Origin of the sequence: Anaeromyxobacter sp., from assembly GCA_016718565.1 — a bacterium.
In the GTDB taxonomy this organism is placed as follows: domain Bacteria; phylum Myxococcota; class Myxococcia; order Myxococcales; family Anaeromyxobacteraceae; genus JADKCZ01.
The window spans coordinates 1-14,956 of record JADKCZ010000004.1 but is presented as its reverse complement, the minus strand read 5'-3'; the positions used below and the strand labels follow the sequence as shown (position 1 = coordinate 14,956).

General features: G+C 75.7%; 2 protein-coding genes, 1 tRNA gene and 7 pseudogenes. 2 read left to right on the top strand and 8 right to left on the bottom strand.

The features are described 5' to 3' along the window. Positions 1-2,428: 2,428 nt before the first annotated feature. Positions 2,429-2,504: transfer RNA gene (locus IPO09_12525), tRNA-Gly, on the bottom strand. Positions 2,505-2,595: 91 nt separating this feature from the next. Here IPO09_12525 and IPO09_12520 point away from each other — a divergent pair. Beyond that, positions 2,596-3,287: pseudogene (locus IPO09_12520) on the top strand (molybdopterin-dependent oxidoreductase). On the opposite strand, the gene IPO09_12515 reads toward IPO09_12520, so the two are convergent. The 5 genes and pseudogenes from IPO09_12515 to prfA all read right to left on the bottom strand — a co-directional run bounded on the left by IPO09_12515 (position 3,242) and on the right by prfA (position 7,872). Beyond that, a complete protein-coding gene (locus IPO09_12515; protein ID MBK9518148.1) occupies positions 3,242-3,724 on the bottom strand; it encodes a zf-TFIIB domain-containing protein in 483 nt (160 codons plus the stop codon). The pseudogene IPO09_12520 and the gene IPO09_12515 overlap by 46 nt on opposite strands. Before the next feature lie 113 nt (positions 3,725-3,837). Continuing rightward, positions 3,838-4,496, bottom strand: a pseudogene (locus IPO09_12510) (ATP phosphoribosyltransferase). 32 nt (positions 4,497-4,528) lie between these two features. Then, positions 4,529-5,792: pseudogene (gene murA, locus IPO09_12505) on the bottom strand (UDP-N-acetylglucosamine 1-carboxyvinyltransferase). 48 nt (positions 5,793-5,840) lie between these two features. Continuing rightward, a pseudogene (prmC, locus tag IPO09_12500) lies at positions 5,841-6,699 on the bottom strand (peptide chain release factor N(5)-glutamine methyltransferase). 64 nt (positions 6,700-6,763) lie between these two features. Next, positions 6,764-7,872: pseudogene (gene prfA, locus IPO09_12495) on the bottom strand (peptide chain release factor 1). A gap of 808 nt (positions 7,873-8,680) precedes the next feature. Between prfA and IPO09_12490 the strand changes: the two are divergent. Further along, complete coding sequence (locus IPO09_12490; GenBank protein MBK9518147.1) at positions 8,681-9,256, top strand: hypothetical protein; 576 nt, start codon at positions 8,681-8,683, stop codon at positions 9,254-9,256. A 2,464-nt stretch (positions 9,257-11,720) separates the two neighbouring features. Here the strand turns inward: IPO09_12490 and IPO09_12485 are convergent. Both IPO09_12485 and IPO09_12480 read right to left on the bottom strand, forming a co-directional pair. Next, positions 11,721-12,218: pseudogene (locus IPO09_12485) on the bottom strand (ArsR family transcriptional regulator). Positions 12,219-12,311: 93 nt separating this feature from the next. Beyond that, positions 12,312-13,177, bottom strand: a pseudogene (locus IPO09_12480) (UbiA family prenyltransferase). Positions 13,178-14,956 lie beyond the last annotated feature (1,779 nt).

Genomic DNA, 14,956 nt, shown 5'->3' with positions numbered 1-14,956 from the left:
CGTGACCCCGGGGAGGATGACCAGGAAGGCAGTGGACAGACCGAGCGCATGACGCCGAGCCCGGGGCGAGATGATGATGTCGAGTGGAGGTCCGCGGCAGGGCCTGCTCCGTTCGGCTGAGCTTGGAGGTGGCTGACCCCACCACTTCACCGGCCGACACCTCCAGCGAAGGTTTGTCCTGGCGCTGTGCCGAGGTGCCGCCAGCCTCGGGCCGACGAGCTGAGCCGATGGCGCTGGCCAGGCACCTCACTTCCGGCCGGGTCGCCTCCGCTGGAGGGCAGGATCAAGGGCGCCTTCCCGGAGGTCTGGGTCCAGCGTGGCGGCTGGGGCGCCGTGAGCCTCCTCGACCACCCGCTGATCCCCGGAGCGCCACTTCTTCCGCGCCCGCGCGACCCAGGGCATCGGGCCTCGACGTGGAGGTCGCCGGCGCCACGCTGGCCTGCGCGCTCCACCGGGCCGATCCCGAGGGGCACGTGGTGGTCCACCCGGCTGCCGGACCGGAACACCGGGAGACGGTGCTCGGTACGGCACAGGCCCTCGACAAGGACCCGGTGGTCCTCTCCGGGACAACCACAACGCCCGGGCCAACGACTTCGACGACCGGCAGGGCAACACGGCGGCGCCGGAGTGGGGGCGGGTCGTCCAGGCCCGCGCGGACTCCCTACCCGGGGACCTCGGCAGCGGGATGACGAGTCCGCCGTCCTTCCGGGAAGTCGAGCAGCACCGTCCCCTCGATCTGGTCGGCCGGCGAGGGCGGCCAGCGTCTGGCGCGGCGGCTCGAGGTCGACTGGACCAGCCGAACCCCTGGAGCGCGTCGGCGAGCACCACCACCTCCGGCAGCGGTCCAGTGACGAGGAGGGTGAGGGCGAGGTTGCCGGAACATCTTGAAATCGAGGATGTCGCCTCGCCGGGCCCGCACCGCCCCTCGGCGCGGGCGATGGAGGTTGCCCGGCCTGCGCGTCACGGCGCGGAGCGTGGAAGCCGCGGCCGGGGTAGCGGGTACCCGTGCTCGGTGAGCCTCCCCGAGAGAGGAGAGCACGCCGGAGGATAGGCGGGTCGGGCGAGGTCCGTCCAGCCGCGGTGCTTTCCGGCCCTACCTGCGTGCTGGCCACCACGCACTCGCCGGGGGAACGTTCCGAACGTCCGCTCGGACGGCGCCCACCGGCCCCGGTGCCGTGCAGGGGCGTCACCCGCGAACGCTTGGGAGGGGCGCCCCTCGGGCGGGCGCCTTCCGAGCGGGCCGGGACCGGGCCGCGGTCAGTAGCCGCAGTTCCGCAGCGTGCTGTCGTCGATCGCCCGTTCTTGTCGGCGCAGACAGGTCGAGGTCGGTGAGTACGCAGTCGCGCTGCCGATCGTCGATGACCATCACGTCGGAGGAAGCCGCGCTCACCAGGACGGCGAGTCGCCGCGGTGAAGAGCACGCCGGGGAGCAGGTCCGGTCCTCAGCTGACCTGGTTCACCTGCGCCACGGTAGAGCCCGGTGAGCACGTAGCCGGAGTTGTCCCGGACGGTGATGGTCCTGCCGGGGTTGCCGCCGTGTCGGTGGTGACACCGCAGCCGAGCGTGCAGACCATCACCGCGGCGCTGGCGAGAGAGGCCCAGCGTTGATCGCCCCAGTTTCCGGCCCATGGCTCTCTCCGTCTTCCGGTTCGCCAGGTGCAGTACTCGGCGACGACGCGGCAGGCGCCCGGACCGCGATCGCATCCACCAGCCAGTGCAGGAGGCGGGCCGCGCGCGCGGCGATGTTCCGCTGAGCTGTCAAACCACGTCCCTGGGATCGGGGCGCGCTGCCCGTCGCGGTGACGCAGGGCCTGGAGTCCCCGGTGCGTGATGCGGGATCACTGGCGGCCTGCCGAGCGCCCCGTCGTAGTCACCCCGTGCTCATGGGTGTGACGGGTGCCCGTGCGTCATCCTCCGGCGGTGCTGACCGCTCGGCGCGCTCCGCCGCCTCCAGCGCCTCGGTGTACCACGCGCCCGGCGTTGGCGAAGCCGTCCACCAGAGGCTGACGCCTGCGAAGAAGAGGAGGGGCGCGCCGGCGCTGTGCGCCAGCGGGCTCCGAAGGGCGAACCGAGGGCCAGCCCGGCGACCGCGGGAAGTTCGCCCACACGGCCACGTAGACGGACCAGGCGCTATTGACTTTTCCATGCGCGCCGCTTCCGGCCTGGTCGCCTCGGGCGCGGCGGCGAAGCCGGCGGAGCGCCGCTCCACCTGCGCCGGGGTCCGGAACCCGACCACGGCGCCGGTCCCCGCCAGGGAGCAGGCCGATGACCAGGAACGGCCACCCCGGCCCCGCGAGGGCGAAACGGCCCGAGGCGCTGGCTCGTGAGCAGAACCGGCGGGCGCGCCCGAGTCCAGTCGACTGGACCGATATCGCCGAGGCCCGAAACGACGAAGGGCCCCGCCGTGAGGCAGGGCCCTTCTCGAATCTGGAGCGGGAAACCGGATTCGAACCGGCGACCCTCAGCTTGGGAAGCTGATGCTCTACCAACTGAGCTATTCCCGCGAAACGACCCCTGATCTGCCCCGATCCCGGCCCCGAGTCAAGGCAAGAGCGGCGCTGCGCCCGGCCCGCCCCGGCGGGTAGAGTCGGCCCCGTGACCGACCTCGAACGCCGCATCGCCGAGGGGCTCGCCGAGCTCCGGGCCCGCTGGGCCGACCGCATCGCCGCCACCCCGGCCCGCGCCGACGGGAAGCCGCAGGGCGACGGGCCGAAGAACCGCCACGGCATGCCGCAGGAGCCGCCGGGCCAGAACGTCTTCGAGCAGGCGGAGTGGCCGGTGCTCGACATCGGCCTCACCCCCAAGGTGGCCCCGGCCGCCTGGAAGCTCACCGTCGACGGCGCGGTGGCCACCCCGGGCACCTTCACCTGGGACCAGTTCCACGCCCTGCCGCAGGTGGACGACCAGCAGGACTTCCACTGCGTCACCGGCTGGTCGATCCTGGACATGACCTTCCGCGGGGTGCGCTTCGAGACCCTGGCGGCGCTGGCCCGGCCGCTCCCCGAGGCCACCCACGTGATGTGCCACGCGGCCGACGGCTACTGCACCAACCTGCCGCTCGAGGAGGCGCTCAGGCCGGCGGTGCTGCTGGTGCACCAGCTCGACGGGCAGCCGCTGGCCGTGGACCACGGCGGCCCGGTGCGCATGGTGGTGCCGGAGCTGTGGGCCTGGAAGGGCGCCGGTGGATCAACCGGCTGGAGTTCGCGACCCACGACCGGCGCGGCTACTGGGAGATCCGCGGCTACAGCAACACGGCGCACCCGTGGCGCGACGACCGGATGTGGTGAGGGGCGCCGCGGGCCCGGGCGCGCTGGCGGCGCGCGCCTCGGCCCCGCGCCCGCCTACTTCTTCTTGGCAAGGCCCTGAAGAACCCGGCCAGCTCGGTCGAGGCCTCCTTGAACGAGGCGGTCTCGGGGACCACCTCCACGTCCTCGCCCTCCACCCACAGGCCACCGCAGGACTCGCAGGTGTCGTAGTGCAGGCCGAGCTTCTCCCCGCCCTCCACCACCACCAGGTCCACGTTGCAGGCGGGGCACATCCCGGCCAGCTCCTCCACGTTGATCTGGCCGCCGATGGCGGTCAGGGCGGGGAGGTTGTTGTGCAACAGGATCTTGTTCAGGTCGGACCCGTCGACCCACAGCCCACCGCACTCCGAGCACCGGTTGATGGAGCTCTCATCCTGCGTGATGGCGGCGAGTTCGACGCTGCACCGAGGGCAATCCATGACGTGTCAGGTCCTCCTTCGGGACCGTGGGGCACTGCGAGGGGAGGTGGAGGCACGCGTTGGTCCAGGGGTGCTGGATGTACGGGGACCTTAGTCGAACACCGCGCCGCCGATCAACGCCCATCGGCCGCCCCGGCGGCCACCACCCGGCGCAGGGCGTCGATCAGCCGGCGCAGCCGCTCGGCGTGGAGCTTCAGGGCCACCCGGTTGACGATGAGCCGGGCCGACACCTCCAGCACGGTCTCGGCCACCTCCAGGCCGTTGGCCTTGAGGGTCTCCCCGGTCTCGGTGATGTCCACGATCCCGTCGGCCAGCCCCAGCGAGGGGCCACCTCGATGGAGCCGTGCAGGTGGATGATCTCGGCCGGCAGGCCCCGGGCGGCGAAGTGGGCCGAGGCCAGGTTGGTGTACTTGGTGGCGATGCGCGGGGCCACCCCCTTGGGCAGCGGCGTGCCCCCCTTGGGCCAGGCCACGATGACGCTGCAGCGCCCGATGCCCAGGTCGAGCGGCTCGTAGAGGTCGCGCGGCTCCTCGCGCAGCACGTCCAGCCCGGCCACCCCCACCGCGGCGGCGCCGTGCTCCACGTAGCTGGCCACGTCGGCGGCGCGGATGGAGATGAAGCGCAGCCCGGCCTCCAGGGGCGTCGGCGGCCAGCTGCGGGTGCCGGAGAGCAGCGCCTTGGGCGAGACGTCCAGCGCCTCCTCGAAGAGCTTGGACGCCTCGTCGAGGAGGCGCCCCTTGGGCACGGCCACGGTGATGAGCTCGGAGGTCATGGTCCCTTTCGCGCGGGTGGGCGGCGGCCGCCTCACTCCTTGGCCCGGCGGATGCGCGCCCCCAGGGGCGCCAGCTTGGCCTCGATGCGCTCGTAGCCGCGGTCGAGGTGGTAGACGCGCAGCACCTCGGTGGTGCCCGCCGCCGCCAGCCCGCCAGCACCAGCGCGGCCGAGGCCCTGAGGTCGCTGGCCATCACCGGCGCGCCGGAGAGGGCCGGCACGCCGCGCACCACCGCGGTCTTGCCGTCGATGGTGATGTCGGCCCCCAGCCGCAGCAGCTCCTGCACGTGCATGAAGCGGTTCTCGAAGACCGTCTCGGTGACCCGCGACGAGCCGTCGGCCAGGCAGAGCGGCACCATCATCTGGGCCTGCATGTCGGTGGGGAAGCCGGGGTGCGGCGAGGTGCGGACGTCCACCGGCCGCGGCCGCCCGTCGCCCACCACCCGCACGCCGCCCTGCACCGCGGTCACGGTGGCCCCGACGGCGCGCAGCTTCTCCACCAGCGACTCGAGATCCGCCGCCAGGCAGCCCTGCACCACCACGTCGGAGCCGGGCAGCGCCCCGGCCACCATGAAGGTGCCGGCCTCGATGCGGTCGGCGATGACGGTGTGGTCGAGCGGGCGCAGCCGCTCCACCCCGTCCACCCGGATCTCGTCGGTGCCGGCCCCCTCGATGCGGGCGCCCATGCGGACGAGCGCCGCTGCCAGGTCGACCACCTCCGGCTCGCGGGCGCAGTTGCGCAGCACGGTGCGCCCGTCGGCCAGCGTCGCCGCCATCATGACGTTCTCCGGTGCCGGTGACGGTCTGCCCGTCGAAGGTGAAGACCGCCCCGTGCAGCCGCCCGCGCGGCGCGGTGGCGGTGACGTAGCCGTGGGAGAGCTCGATGACGGCCCAGCGCGGTCAGCCCCTTGAGGTGCTGGTCGATGGGCCTGGCCCCGATGGCGCAGCCGCCCGGCAGCGACACCCGGGCCTTGCCCCAGCGCGCCACCAGCGGCCCCAGCACCACCACGCTGGCCCGCATGGTCTTCACCAGCTCGTAGGGGGCCTCGGGCGTCACCGCCGCCGGCACCCGCACCGCCACGGCGTGGTGGTCGGCGCTCCGCTCGAAGGTGCAGCCCATGTGGCCGAGCAGCCGCCCCATGGTCCGCACGTCGGCCAGGTCCGGCACGTTGCGGATCTGGTGGTCCCCCTCGGCCAGCAGCGCGGCCGCCACGATGGGCAGCGCGGCGTTCTTGGCCCCGGAGACCTGCACCACGCCGCGCAGCGGCACGCCCCCCTCGATGACGATCTTGTCCACTTGTCCTGCTCCGGTGCGGGGGGCGGGGGGGCTGGGAGGGCGCGGATTCTACGCGGGGGGGGGGGCCGCCGCCATCCGGGCGACGGTGAGGCGGGGCAGGCCGGCCAGGTCGCGGCGCGCCTCTGCGGCGGCGAAGCCGGCGGCCAGGCAGAGCGCCGGCAGCGCCTCGAGGTGGGACTCGTGCATCTCCAGGAGCAGCGCGCCGCCCGGGGCCAGCCAGCGCGGCGCCTCGGCCACGATGCGCCGCAGCACCGCCAGGCCGTCCGGTCCCCGTCCAGCGCCAGCCGCGGCTCCCGCCGCACCTCGCGCATCAGCCCGGCCAGCTCCCCGGTCGGCACGTAGGGCGGGTTGGAGGCGATGACGTCGAAGCGGGCGCCTTCGGGCAGCGGGGCGAAGAGGTCACCCTGCAGGAAGGTCACCGCCGCCCCCAGCGCCGCGGCGTTGGCGGTGGCCACCGCCAGCGCCTCGACGGAGAGGTCCACTGCGGTCACCCGCGCCCCGGCCTCCCCAGCGCCAGGGTCACCGCCAGCAGCGCCGCTGCCGGTGCCGAGGTCCAGCGCCGCCCCGCCCTCGGGCAGCGCCAGCAGGGCGGCCTCGGCCAGCTGCTCGGTCTCGGGGCGCGGCACCAGCACCCGGGCGTCCACCAGGAAGCGGTGGCCGTAGAACTCGCGGGCGCCCACCAGGTAGGCGGTGGGCTCGCCCTCGGCGCGCCGCTTGACCAGCGCGCGGTAGCGCCCCAGCTCGGGGTCGCCGAGCGGCTTGTCGAAGTCCAGAGCCGCACCCGGTCGCAGCCCAGGGCGCTGGCCAGCAGGAGCTCGGCGGTGAGGCGCGGGGCGTCCACGCCCTTCTGGGCGAAGAAGCCCTGGGTCCAGCCCAGCAGCTTGAGGGGGGTCCAGGCCTCGGTCATGGCGCGCCGCGCTCGGCCGCCCGGCGGCGACCCGCCGTGGCGGGTCGGTTAGGCCTGGCGGCCCTCAGGAGCCCCCCTCCGACCCGCCGCCGCTGCTCGCCGCGGAGGCCTCGCGCAGCGCCTCGGCGGCGTAGAAGGTGCGGCAGGCGTCCACCAGGTCCTGCAGGTCGCCGTCCATCACGGCCGGCAGGTTGTGGCGGGTGTAGCCGATGCGGTGGTCGGTGAGCCGGTCCTGCGGGAAGTTGTAGGTGCGGATCTTTTCGCTGCGATCGCCGCTGCCCACCTGGCCCTTGCGGGCCGCGTCGCGGGCGCTGCGCTGCTTCTCCTGCTCGATCTCGTAGAGCTTGGCCCGCATCAGCTTGAGCGCCATGGCCCGGTTCTTGAGCTGGCTCTTCTCCTGCTGGCACTTCACGATGGTGCCGGTGGGCTTGCGCGTCATGCGCACGGCCGAGTCGGTGGTGTTGACCGACTGGCCGCCGGCGCCGGTGGAGCGGAAGACGTCGATCTCCAGGTCGGCGGGCTGATCTGGATGCTCACCTCCTCCGCCTCCGGCATGACGGCCACGGTGGCCGTGGAGGTGTGGATGCGCCCCTGCGCCTCGGTGGCCGGGACCCGCTGCACCCGGTGCACCCCCGACTCGTACTTTGAGCCAGGAGAAGACCTGGTCGCCGGCGATGGTGAGGGGTGGCCTCCTTGACGCCCCCCAGCGTGCCGGCGAGGTGTCGAGCAGGTCCACCTTCCAGCCAGCCGCTCGGCGTAGCGGATGTAGAGGCGCACCAGCTCGGCCGCGAACAGGCCGGCCTCGTCGCCGCCGGCGCCGGCCCGCACCTCCACGATGACGTCCTTGTCGTCGGCCGGGTCGCGGGGATGAGGGAAGAGCTTGAGCTGCGCCTCGGCCGGCCCCAGGCGGGGCCCGAGGAGCCCCAGCTCCTCCTTGGCCATCTCGCGCATGTCGGTGTCGGCCAGCAGCGCCTCGTTGTCGGCGATCTCCTGGGTGAGCCGCCGCCAGGCGCGCAGCGCCTCCCCGGTGGACTCCAGGGCAGCGCGCTCCTTGGAGACCTTGCGGAAGCGCTCGCCGCTGGACGCCACCGCCGGATCGGAGAGGGCGTGGGTCAGCTCCTCGAACCGCTGCTCGATGGCGTCGAGCCGCTTGAGGACCTCTGGGGAGAGCATGGGGGGGCCCTGTTTACCCGCATCGCCGGGGGCGGCAAGCCGCCGGGTTCCCGCAGCACCCGCGGTCTGGGATGATGCCGCCATGCCGGACCGCCTGGTGATCAAGGGGAGGGTTGGTGGCCACGCGGGCGGCGCGCCTGCGCCGGCCACCCTGGTGGTGGAGGACGGCCGGGTCGCGGCGGTGGTGCCGGCCCCCGAGGGGGTGCCGCCCCGCCCGGGAGACTGGGAGGTGGACGCGCCGGCCGGCTGGTGGTGCCGGGCATGGTGGACGCCCACACCCACCTGGCCCTGGGCGCCCTGGCCCGCCGCTCCGGCCTCCCCGGCCAGGCCCCGGCGGTGCTGCACGCCTGGCGGGCCCGCTGCGCACCTAGCTCGAGCCGCGCGCCGAGGCGGAGCAGGTCGAGGCGCTGACCGCGGCCGGCGCGGCGGCGACGCTGCGCGGCGGCGTCACCTGCGCCTTCGACCTCTTGCGGGCCGCGCCCGGCGGGCCGCCGAGCGCTGGCGGCGGCCGGCCGGGCGGTGGAGGCGGTGGGGCTGCGGGCGGTGCTGGCCTACGGGTCGAGCGACCGCGACGGCGCGGGCCTGGGCCTGCGCGAGGGGGGGGCCTCGGCCGCCTTCGCCGACCGCCACCGCGACCACCCGCTGCGCAGCGGCGCGGCCGGCCTCGACGGCCTCGACGCCGCGCCCGACGACCTGCTGGCCGCCCTCTCGGCGCTGGCCCCCGCGCCACGGCCTGCTGGCCTCCATCGCCGAGGACGACACCGACCTGGCGGCGGCCTACTTCCGCGGGGCGCTGCGCCCCATCGACTTGCTGGCGGCCCGCGGCCTCCTGGGCCCGCGCACCGTCGTGGCCCACGGCGCCACCACCATCCGCGAGGAGGGGCGCGCCTGGCCGCGGCCGGCGCCACCCTGGCCTCCACCCCGCGCCGCCGCCTTCTGGGGCACCCAGATGCCGCCGCTGGCCGAGCTGGCCGGCGCGGGGGTGGCGGTGGCCCTCGGCACCGACGGCCTCTTCCGGACACCGCCTGCGAGCTGGTGGCCCTGGCGTTCTTCCACCGCGGCCAGGCCCGCACCCCGCGCGCCGCCCAGGACCTGGCCGGCAGCCGCTCTGGCCCTGGCGGCGCGCCTGGCCGGCGGTTCCTTCGGGCGGCCTTCGGCGTGCCCACCTGGCGCCGTGGCCGACGTGGTGATCTTGGGCTGGCGGCCGGCCGTGCCGCTGCCGGCGCTGCCGCTCGGCGACCTGGCCATGCTCTGGGCCGGCGCCCCGGCCGCCTGGGCCATCGTGGCCGGCCGGGTCCGCCTGCGCGAGGGGCGGCTCCTCGGCGTGGACGAGGCCGCGCTGGCCGCCCGGGCCCCGCCAGGCGGCGGCCCGCACCTGGCCTGAGCGGCCGGCCCGCCGATACTAGCCCCCCCGGTGCCCCCGCTGCGCCCCGTTCCGGAGCCACCTGGCGACCCATGACGGCACCCCCGCCTGCTGGCCGCTACCCTGGCCGCCCTGACCTCGCGGCCTGCTCCGAGCACGACACGCCCACCCCCAGCCCCCCCGGCTGCAGCTGTCGGCCTCAACCCGGTCACCTTCACCGGGGCGGCGGTCGGCGTGACCGGTGCGGCGCCGCCCCTACCTGGTGACCTCGCAGCCTCCGCGGCGCCGCCAGTGGGGAGCTTACGCCGCCGCCGTGACGCTCACACTCCGCCGGGTGCTGGCTCCCCGGATCATCGCGGTGACGCTCACCGTGCCCCGCCGGCGCTGGCCACTCGCCCGCCCGCTCCTGCCCCGCGAGGGCGTCGATCCGGCGGCCAGGGCCGTCACCGTCACCAACGCGGCACCGGCACGTTGGCGGCGCCGGCGGCCTGGTGACCTTCCAGTCCGGAGCCGGCTGGCTCACCGCCGAGGTCAGCGGCACCTTCGCGCCCTACACGGTCACCGCCACCCCCGCCCGGGCCGGCCTGGCCGTGGGAGCTACGCCGCCACGGTGACCCTCACCGCGCCGGGGCGTACAACTCGCCGGCCTTCGGCGTGACCTCACGGTGGCCCCCGCGCCCCGGCCGCGCTCGCTCTCGGCCGCCACCCTGGCCTTCAGCCGCCGGCGGCGGGCACCGACCCGGCCGCGCAGGCGCCCCAGTTGGTCAAGGTGGGCGCCGGCGCGGCTGGCCGCGCCGACCACCACCGTCACCTACCCCGCGGCCGGGGCCACCGGCTGGCTCTCCGCCGCGGTACCGGCACGGCCCCGCCCTTCACGGTCACGGTCACCGCGGCCACCGCAGGCCAGCCGCTCCGCATGCACACCGGCCACCCTGTCGGTGGCCTGGTGGCCGGTGCGCCCACCTCCCCGCGCCACCGTGGCGGTGGACCTGGTGGTGGGCCGGCGGTCACCGTGTCCAGGCTGATCACCGCCTGGGCCGGCGACGCGGCGGGAACCACCGCGGAGGCGGCCGACCCCCGCGTGGCCGCGCTGGACGTGTCGCAGCCGGACGGCGCCGCCGGCCCACCGTCACCACCATGGAGCCGGCGGCCGAGCCGGCCGCTGGCGGGCCGCGGTGCAGCCGGGCCCCTACCAGGACAAGGTGGTCTTCCTGGACGGCAGCCCACCACCGTGCCCGGCAGCGCCGACCACCTGCTCGACCTCGGCGAGGTTCGGCCCGGGCGGGGCGCACGCGGCCCAGGCCACGCAGGGGCCGACCCAGCCCACGCTCACCGTCGCCGGCCTCGACACCTGGCAGGGTACTTCGACACCCTGCGCTTCTTCTCCTGGGGGGCCCAGCTGCCCGGCCGCTGGTGCCCACGGCCGACTGGATCGGCTTCACCGACCCCGGATCCGTACGCCTTCGACTGGGCCGCCCTGATGGGCCCGGTGCTGGCGCCCGCCGACGACCTGTTGGTGGCGCAGTACCGCCTCGCCGTCCGGGGAGCAGGTCTCCACCATCGAGTACCTCGAGGCGGCGGCCGCCACCTCCCTGACGCGGCCACCCAGGTCACATCGTGGACGGCCAGCCCTTCCCGAGCTTGCCGCCGCCGGCCACCCGTTTAGTGCACGACCTCTCCGGCCTTCCCCGCTCGACGGCGCCAGACCGAGTTCGAGCTGGCCGCCGCCGACTTCGGCCGGCCCCCCTCACCGAGCCGCCACCGGGTCGGCGTCTACGCCATCCCGGCGCCCCTGGCGGCCCTCGCCGCTGGGCGCGGCCGCCGCCACGCTGCTCGAGGCCACCTCCCGGCCATCGCGCTTGACGTGGATGCCGGGGCGCTCACCTACGCCCGCTTCCTGCCGCCCCAGTACCAGGGAGTACTTGAGGCCGCCTACGAGCTGCCGGCCCCGGTCCGCTTCACCGCCACCGCCGCGCCGCCGCCCGGCGCGGTCAACCACGTGCTTGCGCCGCGACGCCCCGGACGGCGCGCCGAGCCTGGTGGCCCCGCCCTGGGCGCGCCCCTGGCCCTCAGCCGGACGACCTCGACGCCCTGGTGCCGCGGGCGGTCGGCCGGCCACCCCGCTCCTGGGCTGGCCGCCCAACATCGGCTTGCCCACCAGCCTCTGGGGTGGGGTCTGGCGCCTCACCTCGGCCGACGGCCTCACCCACCCAGGGCGCGCGGTTGGCCTCCTGCCGCTCGCCGACGCCGCCACCTCGCTCGAGGTCCCCGCGGGCGCCCTCACCCCGGGCGCCACCTACGCCACCCGGCTGGTGGCCCGGCGTCCCGCCCGGCCGACGCGGCCGGCGGCCGGCCCTTCCGCGCCGGGGTGCCCATCGCCGAGGGGCGCTCGGACGGCCGCCTTCCTGGTCGCGCCGCCGCCGTGGCGGGCCGACCGGGTGCCCGGCCGTCGCCCCGGGCCCGGAGGCCGCGCACGGAGTCGCCCTCACTCGCCGCGGCGGGCCAGCGCCTCCGACAGGGCCTTGAGCGGTCCCACGTCGGCCCGCGCCGAGTCCACCAGCAGCCGCAGCACGCTTCGGCGCGGCGCGGGTCAGCTCGACAGCCGCTCCAGCCGCCGGGCCTTGAAGCGGCCTGGGCCTTCACCGCCAGGTCCCACGTCGCTCAGGGCGGCGCGCAGGTCGCCGAGACGCCCGGTCGAGGGAGGGCCAGCGCGCCCTCACCTGCTCCATCTCCCGCTCGCCTGTGCACCCGGTCACCAGCCGCCAGACGTTGGTCTCGGCGAGGTAGTGCTCCTTGCGGTCCCCCGGCACCTCCACGCCGCGCACCACGCCCCACTGGCGCAGCTCCGCCAGCGACATCGAGAGCAGGCCGGTGGAGATCTGGAGTCGGTCGCACAGCTCCGGCGCCGCCAGCGGCCGGTCGGAGAGGAACAGCACCGCCCAGACCCGCCCAGGCTGCCGCTTGAAGCCCCAGAGCCCGACATCAGGCCGCCCACCGCGTCGGCCACGGCCGGTCGGCCTGCAGCAGGGGCGAAGCTGGCGGGGGCGCGCTAGGCGGCGGGCGCGGGCGGGCACGGTCAGGCCACCCACAGGTCGAGCAGCGCAGGCGGCGAGGCCACCGAGGCGAAGGCGTTGTAGTTGAAGAAGGCCATGTTGAGCCGGTCCGGCCGGAGGGCGCCGCCCGGCGCCACGTAGAGGTGCGTCGGCCAGCAGCACCGCCGCGAGCATCGCGCTGCCGGCCAGCCAGGCCACCCCTCGCCCGGCCATTGGCCCGGCCAGCGCCACCGCCAGCGCGGCCACCAGGTGCAGGCCGCGCGCCGCCACAGGGCGCCGGCCCACGCCGAAGCGGGCCGGGATGGCGTGCAGCCCGGCCGAGCGGTCGAAGTCGGCGTCCTGCAGCGACCAGAACAGGTCGAAGCCGGCGATCCAGGCGCCCACGCCCACCCCCAGCACGATGGAGGGCAGCGGCGCTGCGCTGGTGAGCGCCAGCGCCACGCCGATGGGGGCCAGGGACTGTGCCACCCCCAGCCACAGGTGGCAGGCCCAGGTGAAGCCGGCGTAGAGTAGCCTGGCAGCAAGATGGCCAGCACTGGCGGCGCCAGCCAGCCGGTCAGGGGCGATGGAGCGCGGGGCGGCCAGCATGAAGATATTTCGGTTGCGCCCGTGAGGAGCGCCCCGGCGGCGCGCGGGCTGACCTCGCGCCGGTGACCGCCTCGGCGGCCGGCGGTGCGCGGGTTCAGGGGGTCGAAGCGCCGGTCGGCGATGCGGTTCACGGCCATGGCGGCGGTGCGGGGCCGCCACCACCGCCAGCGCCACACCAGCGCCAGCCGCCCGGGCTCGAGCCGGGCGTCCCGGGCCACCAGCACCACCGCGGCCGCCACGAGCGGCAGGGCGAAGAGGAGGGCGACAGCCGCACCATGCGGGCCAGCGCGGCGACGCTCACGGCGAGGGGCCTCCGGGTGGTGCCAGGCCAGCCATCGCAGCGGCGGCGCGCCCCCGGGGCCGGAGGCGGCCAGCAGGTGGTCGAAGGTCGCCGACGGGGCGGCTGTCGAGCGGGCGCGGCCAGCAGCCCGGGCGCGGCGCCCACGGCCAGGCGGCCCAGGCTGGTCGCCCCCACCGCGGCGCTGTTCCAGGCCAGCGGTGGAGCCAGCCGGGTGGCACCTCGGGGAAGTCGCGGCGCAGCCGCGCCAAAACAACAGCGGCGCCAGGCGAGGGCGAGGACGCCAGGCTGTCGGTGCCGATGGCCAGGGGCGGCACGCCGGCCGCCAGCAGGTGCGGCAGCGGCGGGGCGGCGCGCGAGATGTGGTGGCTGGAGCGGGGGCAGAGCACCACCTGCAGCCGGCGCTTTCCGCAGCAGGCCCAGGTCCTCGTCGTCCAGGTCCACGTGCAGTGCACCAGCAGACACAGCGCCGGGGCCAGGTGCGGCGCCGCCAGGGCCACTGGGGACCGCTCCCAGCCGGGCTGGCCGGGGGCCGCCCATGCGGGCGCGCAGGGCGGCGATAAGCCCGGCGCCGCCCGCCGCGAACTCTGCGTCTCGGTCAACTCCTCGGCCAGGTGCAGCGAGGCGGGCGGCCTGCGCAGCAGCGCCAGCAGGCCGGCCGGGCGCGGTGGAGTAGAGCGCGTGCGGGCTCTGCACCACCCGCAGGTGGGGCGCACGGCGCGGCGGCGCGGATGGCGGCAGCGGCTCTCCTGGCGGCGGCCAGCCGCTCGTCGGTGGCGCTGAAGACTCCTGGAAGACGGTGCGGCGACCAGCCCGGCGGCGGCCAGCGGCGCCAGCGACCCGAGGGGTGTTGGAGACGTCGCCGACCGCGGCCACGCCGGCCTCCACCAGCGCGGCGGCGGCGGCGGCCATGGCGGCCACGGCCCCGGCCTCGCTGGTGGCGCGCCGCACCCCGACGAACCGCTCGATCCAGGCTGGCAGCCCTGGCCGCCGAGCACCAGCCCGGCCGGTGGTGGGAGAAACCTCGAGGTGCAGGTGGGCGTTCACCAGGGCCGGGAAGATGACGCCGTCGACCCGCTCCTCCGGGCTTCGTGGCGCGCTCACCGCGGCGCGCGGCTCACTCGCCACCACCCGGCGTCGCCGTCGAGCGCCACCGCCCCTCGCGCAGGGGGCGGGAGCGGGCCTCCGGCGGCCGGGCCGGCGTGATCGGGGCCGGCTGCGGCGGCCAGGCCGGGCAGCACCCAGGGGGCCGAGAGGACGTGGTGGATCACGCGCCGGCCCCGCCCAGCCGGCCGTAGCGCATGGTGCGCCGCGAGGGCCGAAGCCGGCGTCGCGGATGCTGCTCCACCTCCGGAGTCCATCGAGAAGGTGGTGCTGGCGGCCGAGACCACGTTCTCCTCGATCACTTCCGGCCGAAGTCGTCGCAGCCTGGCGTGCAGCGCCGCCTGCGCCACCCCGCCGCCCATGGTCACCCAGGAGGCCTGCAGGTGGCATCGTTGTCGAGGAAGAGGCGGGCCAGCGCGTTGGTGCGCAGGTAGGCGTGGGCGCTGCTGTCGGAGGCCACCAGGGCGGGTGTTGGCGCTCGAATGGCCAAAGATGAAGGCGGTGAAGCCGTGCGTCTCGTCTCTGCAGGTCGCGCAGGCGACAGGCGGTGGACGCGGTGGTGCGGCTCTCGCCCACCCCGAACATCAGGGTGGCGTGGTGGACTTGAGGCCCACACCTGGTGGGCGGTCTTCATCACCGTGAGCCACTGTCGCTGGAGCACTTGACGCGATGCGGCGC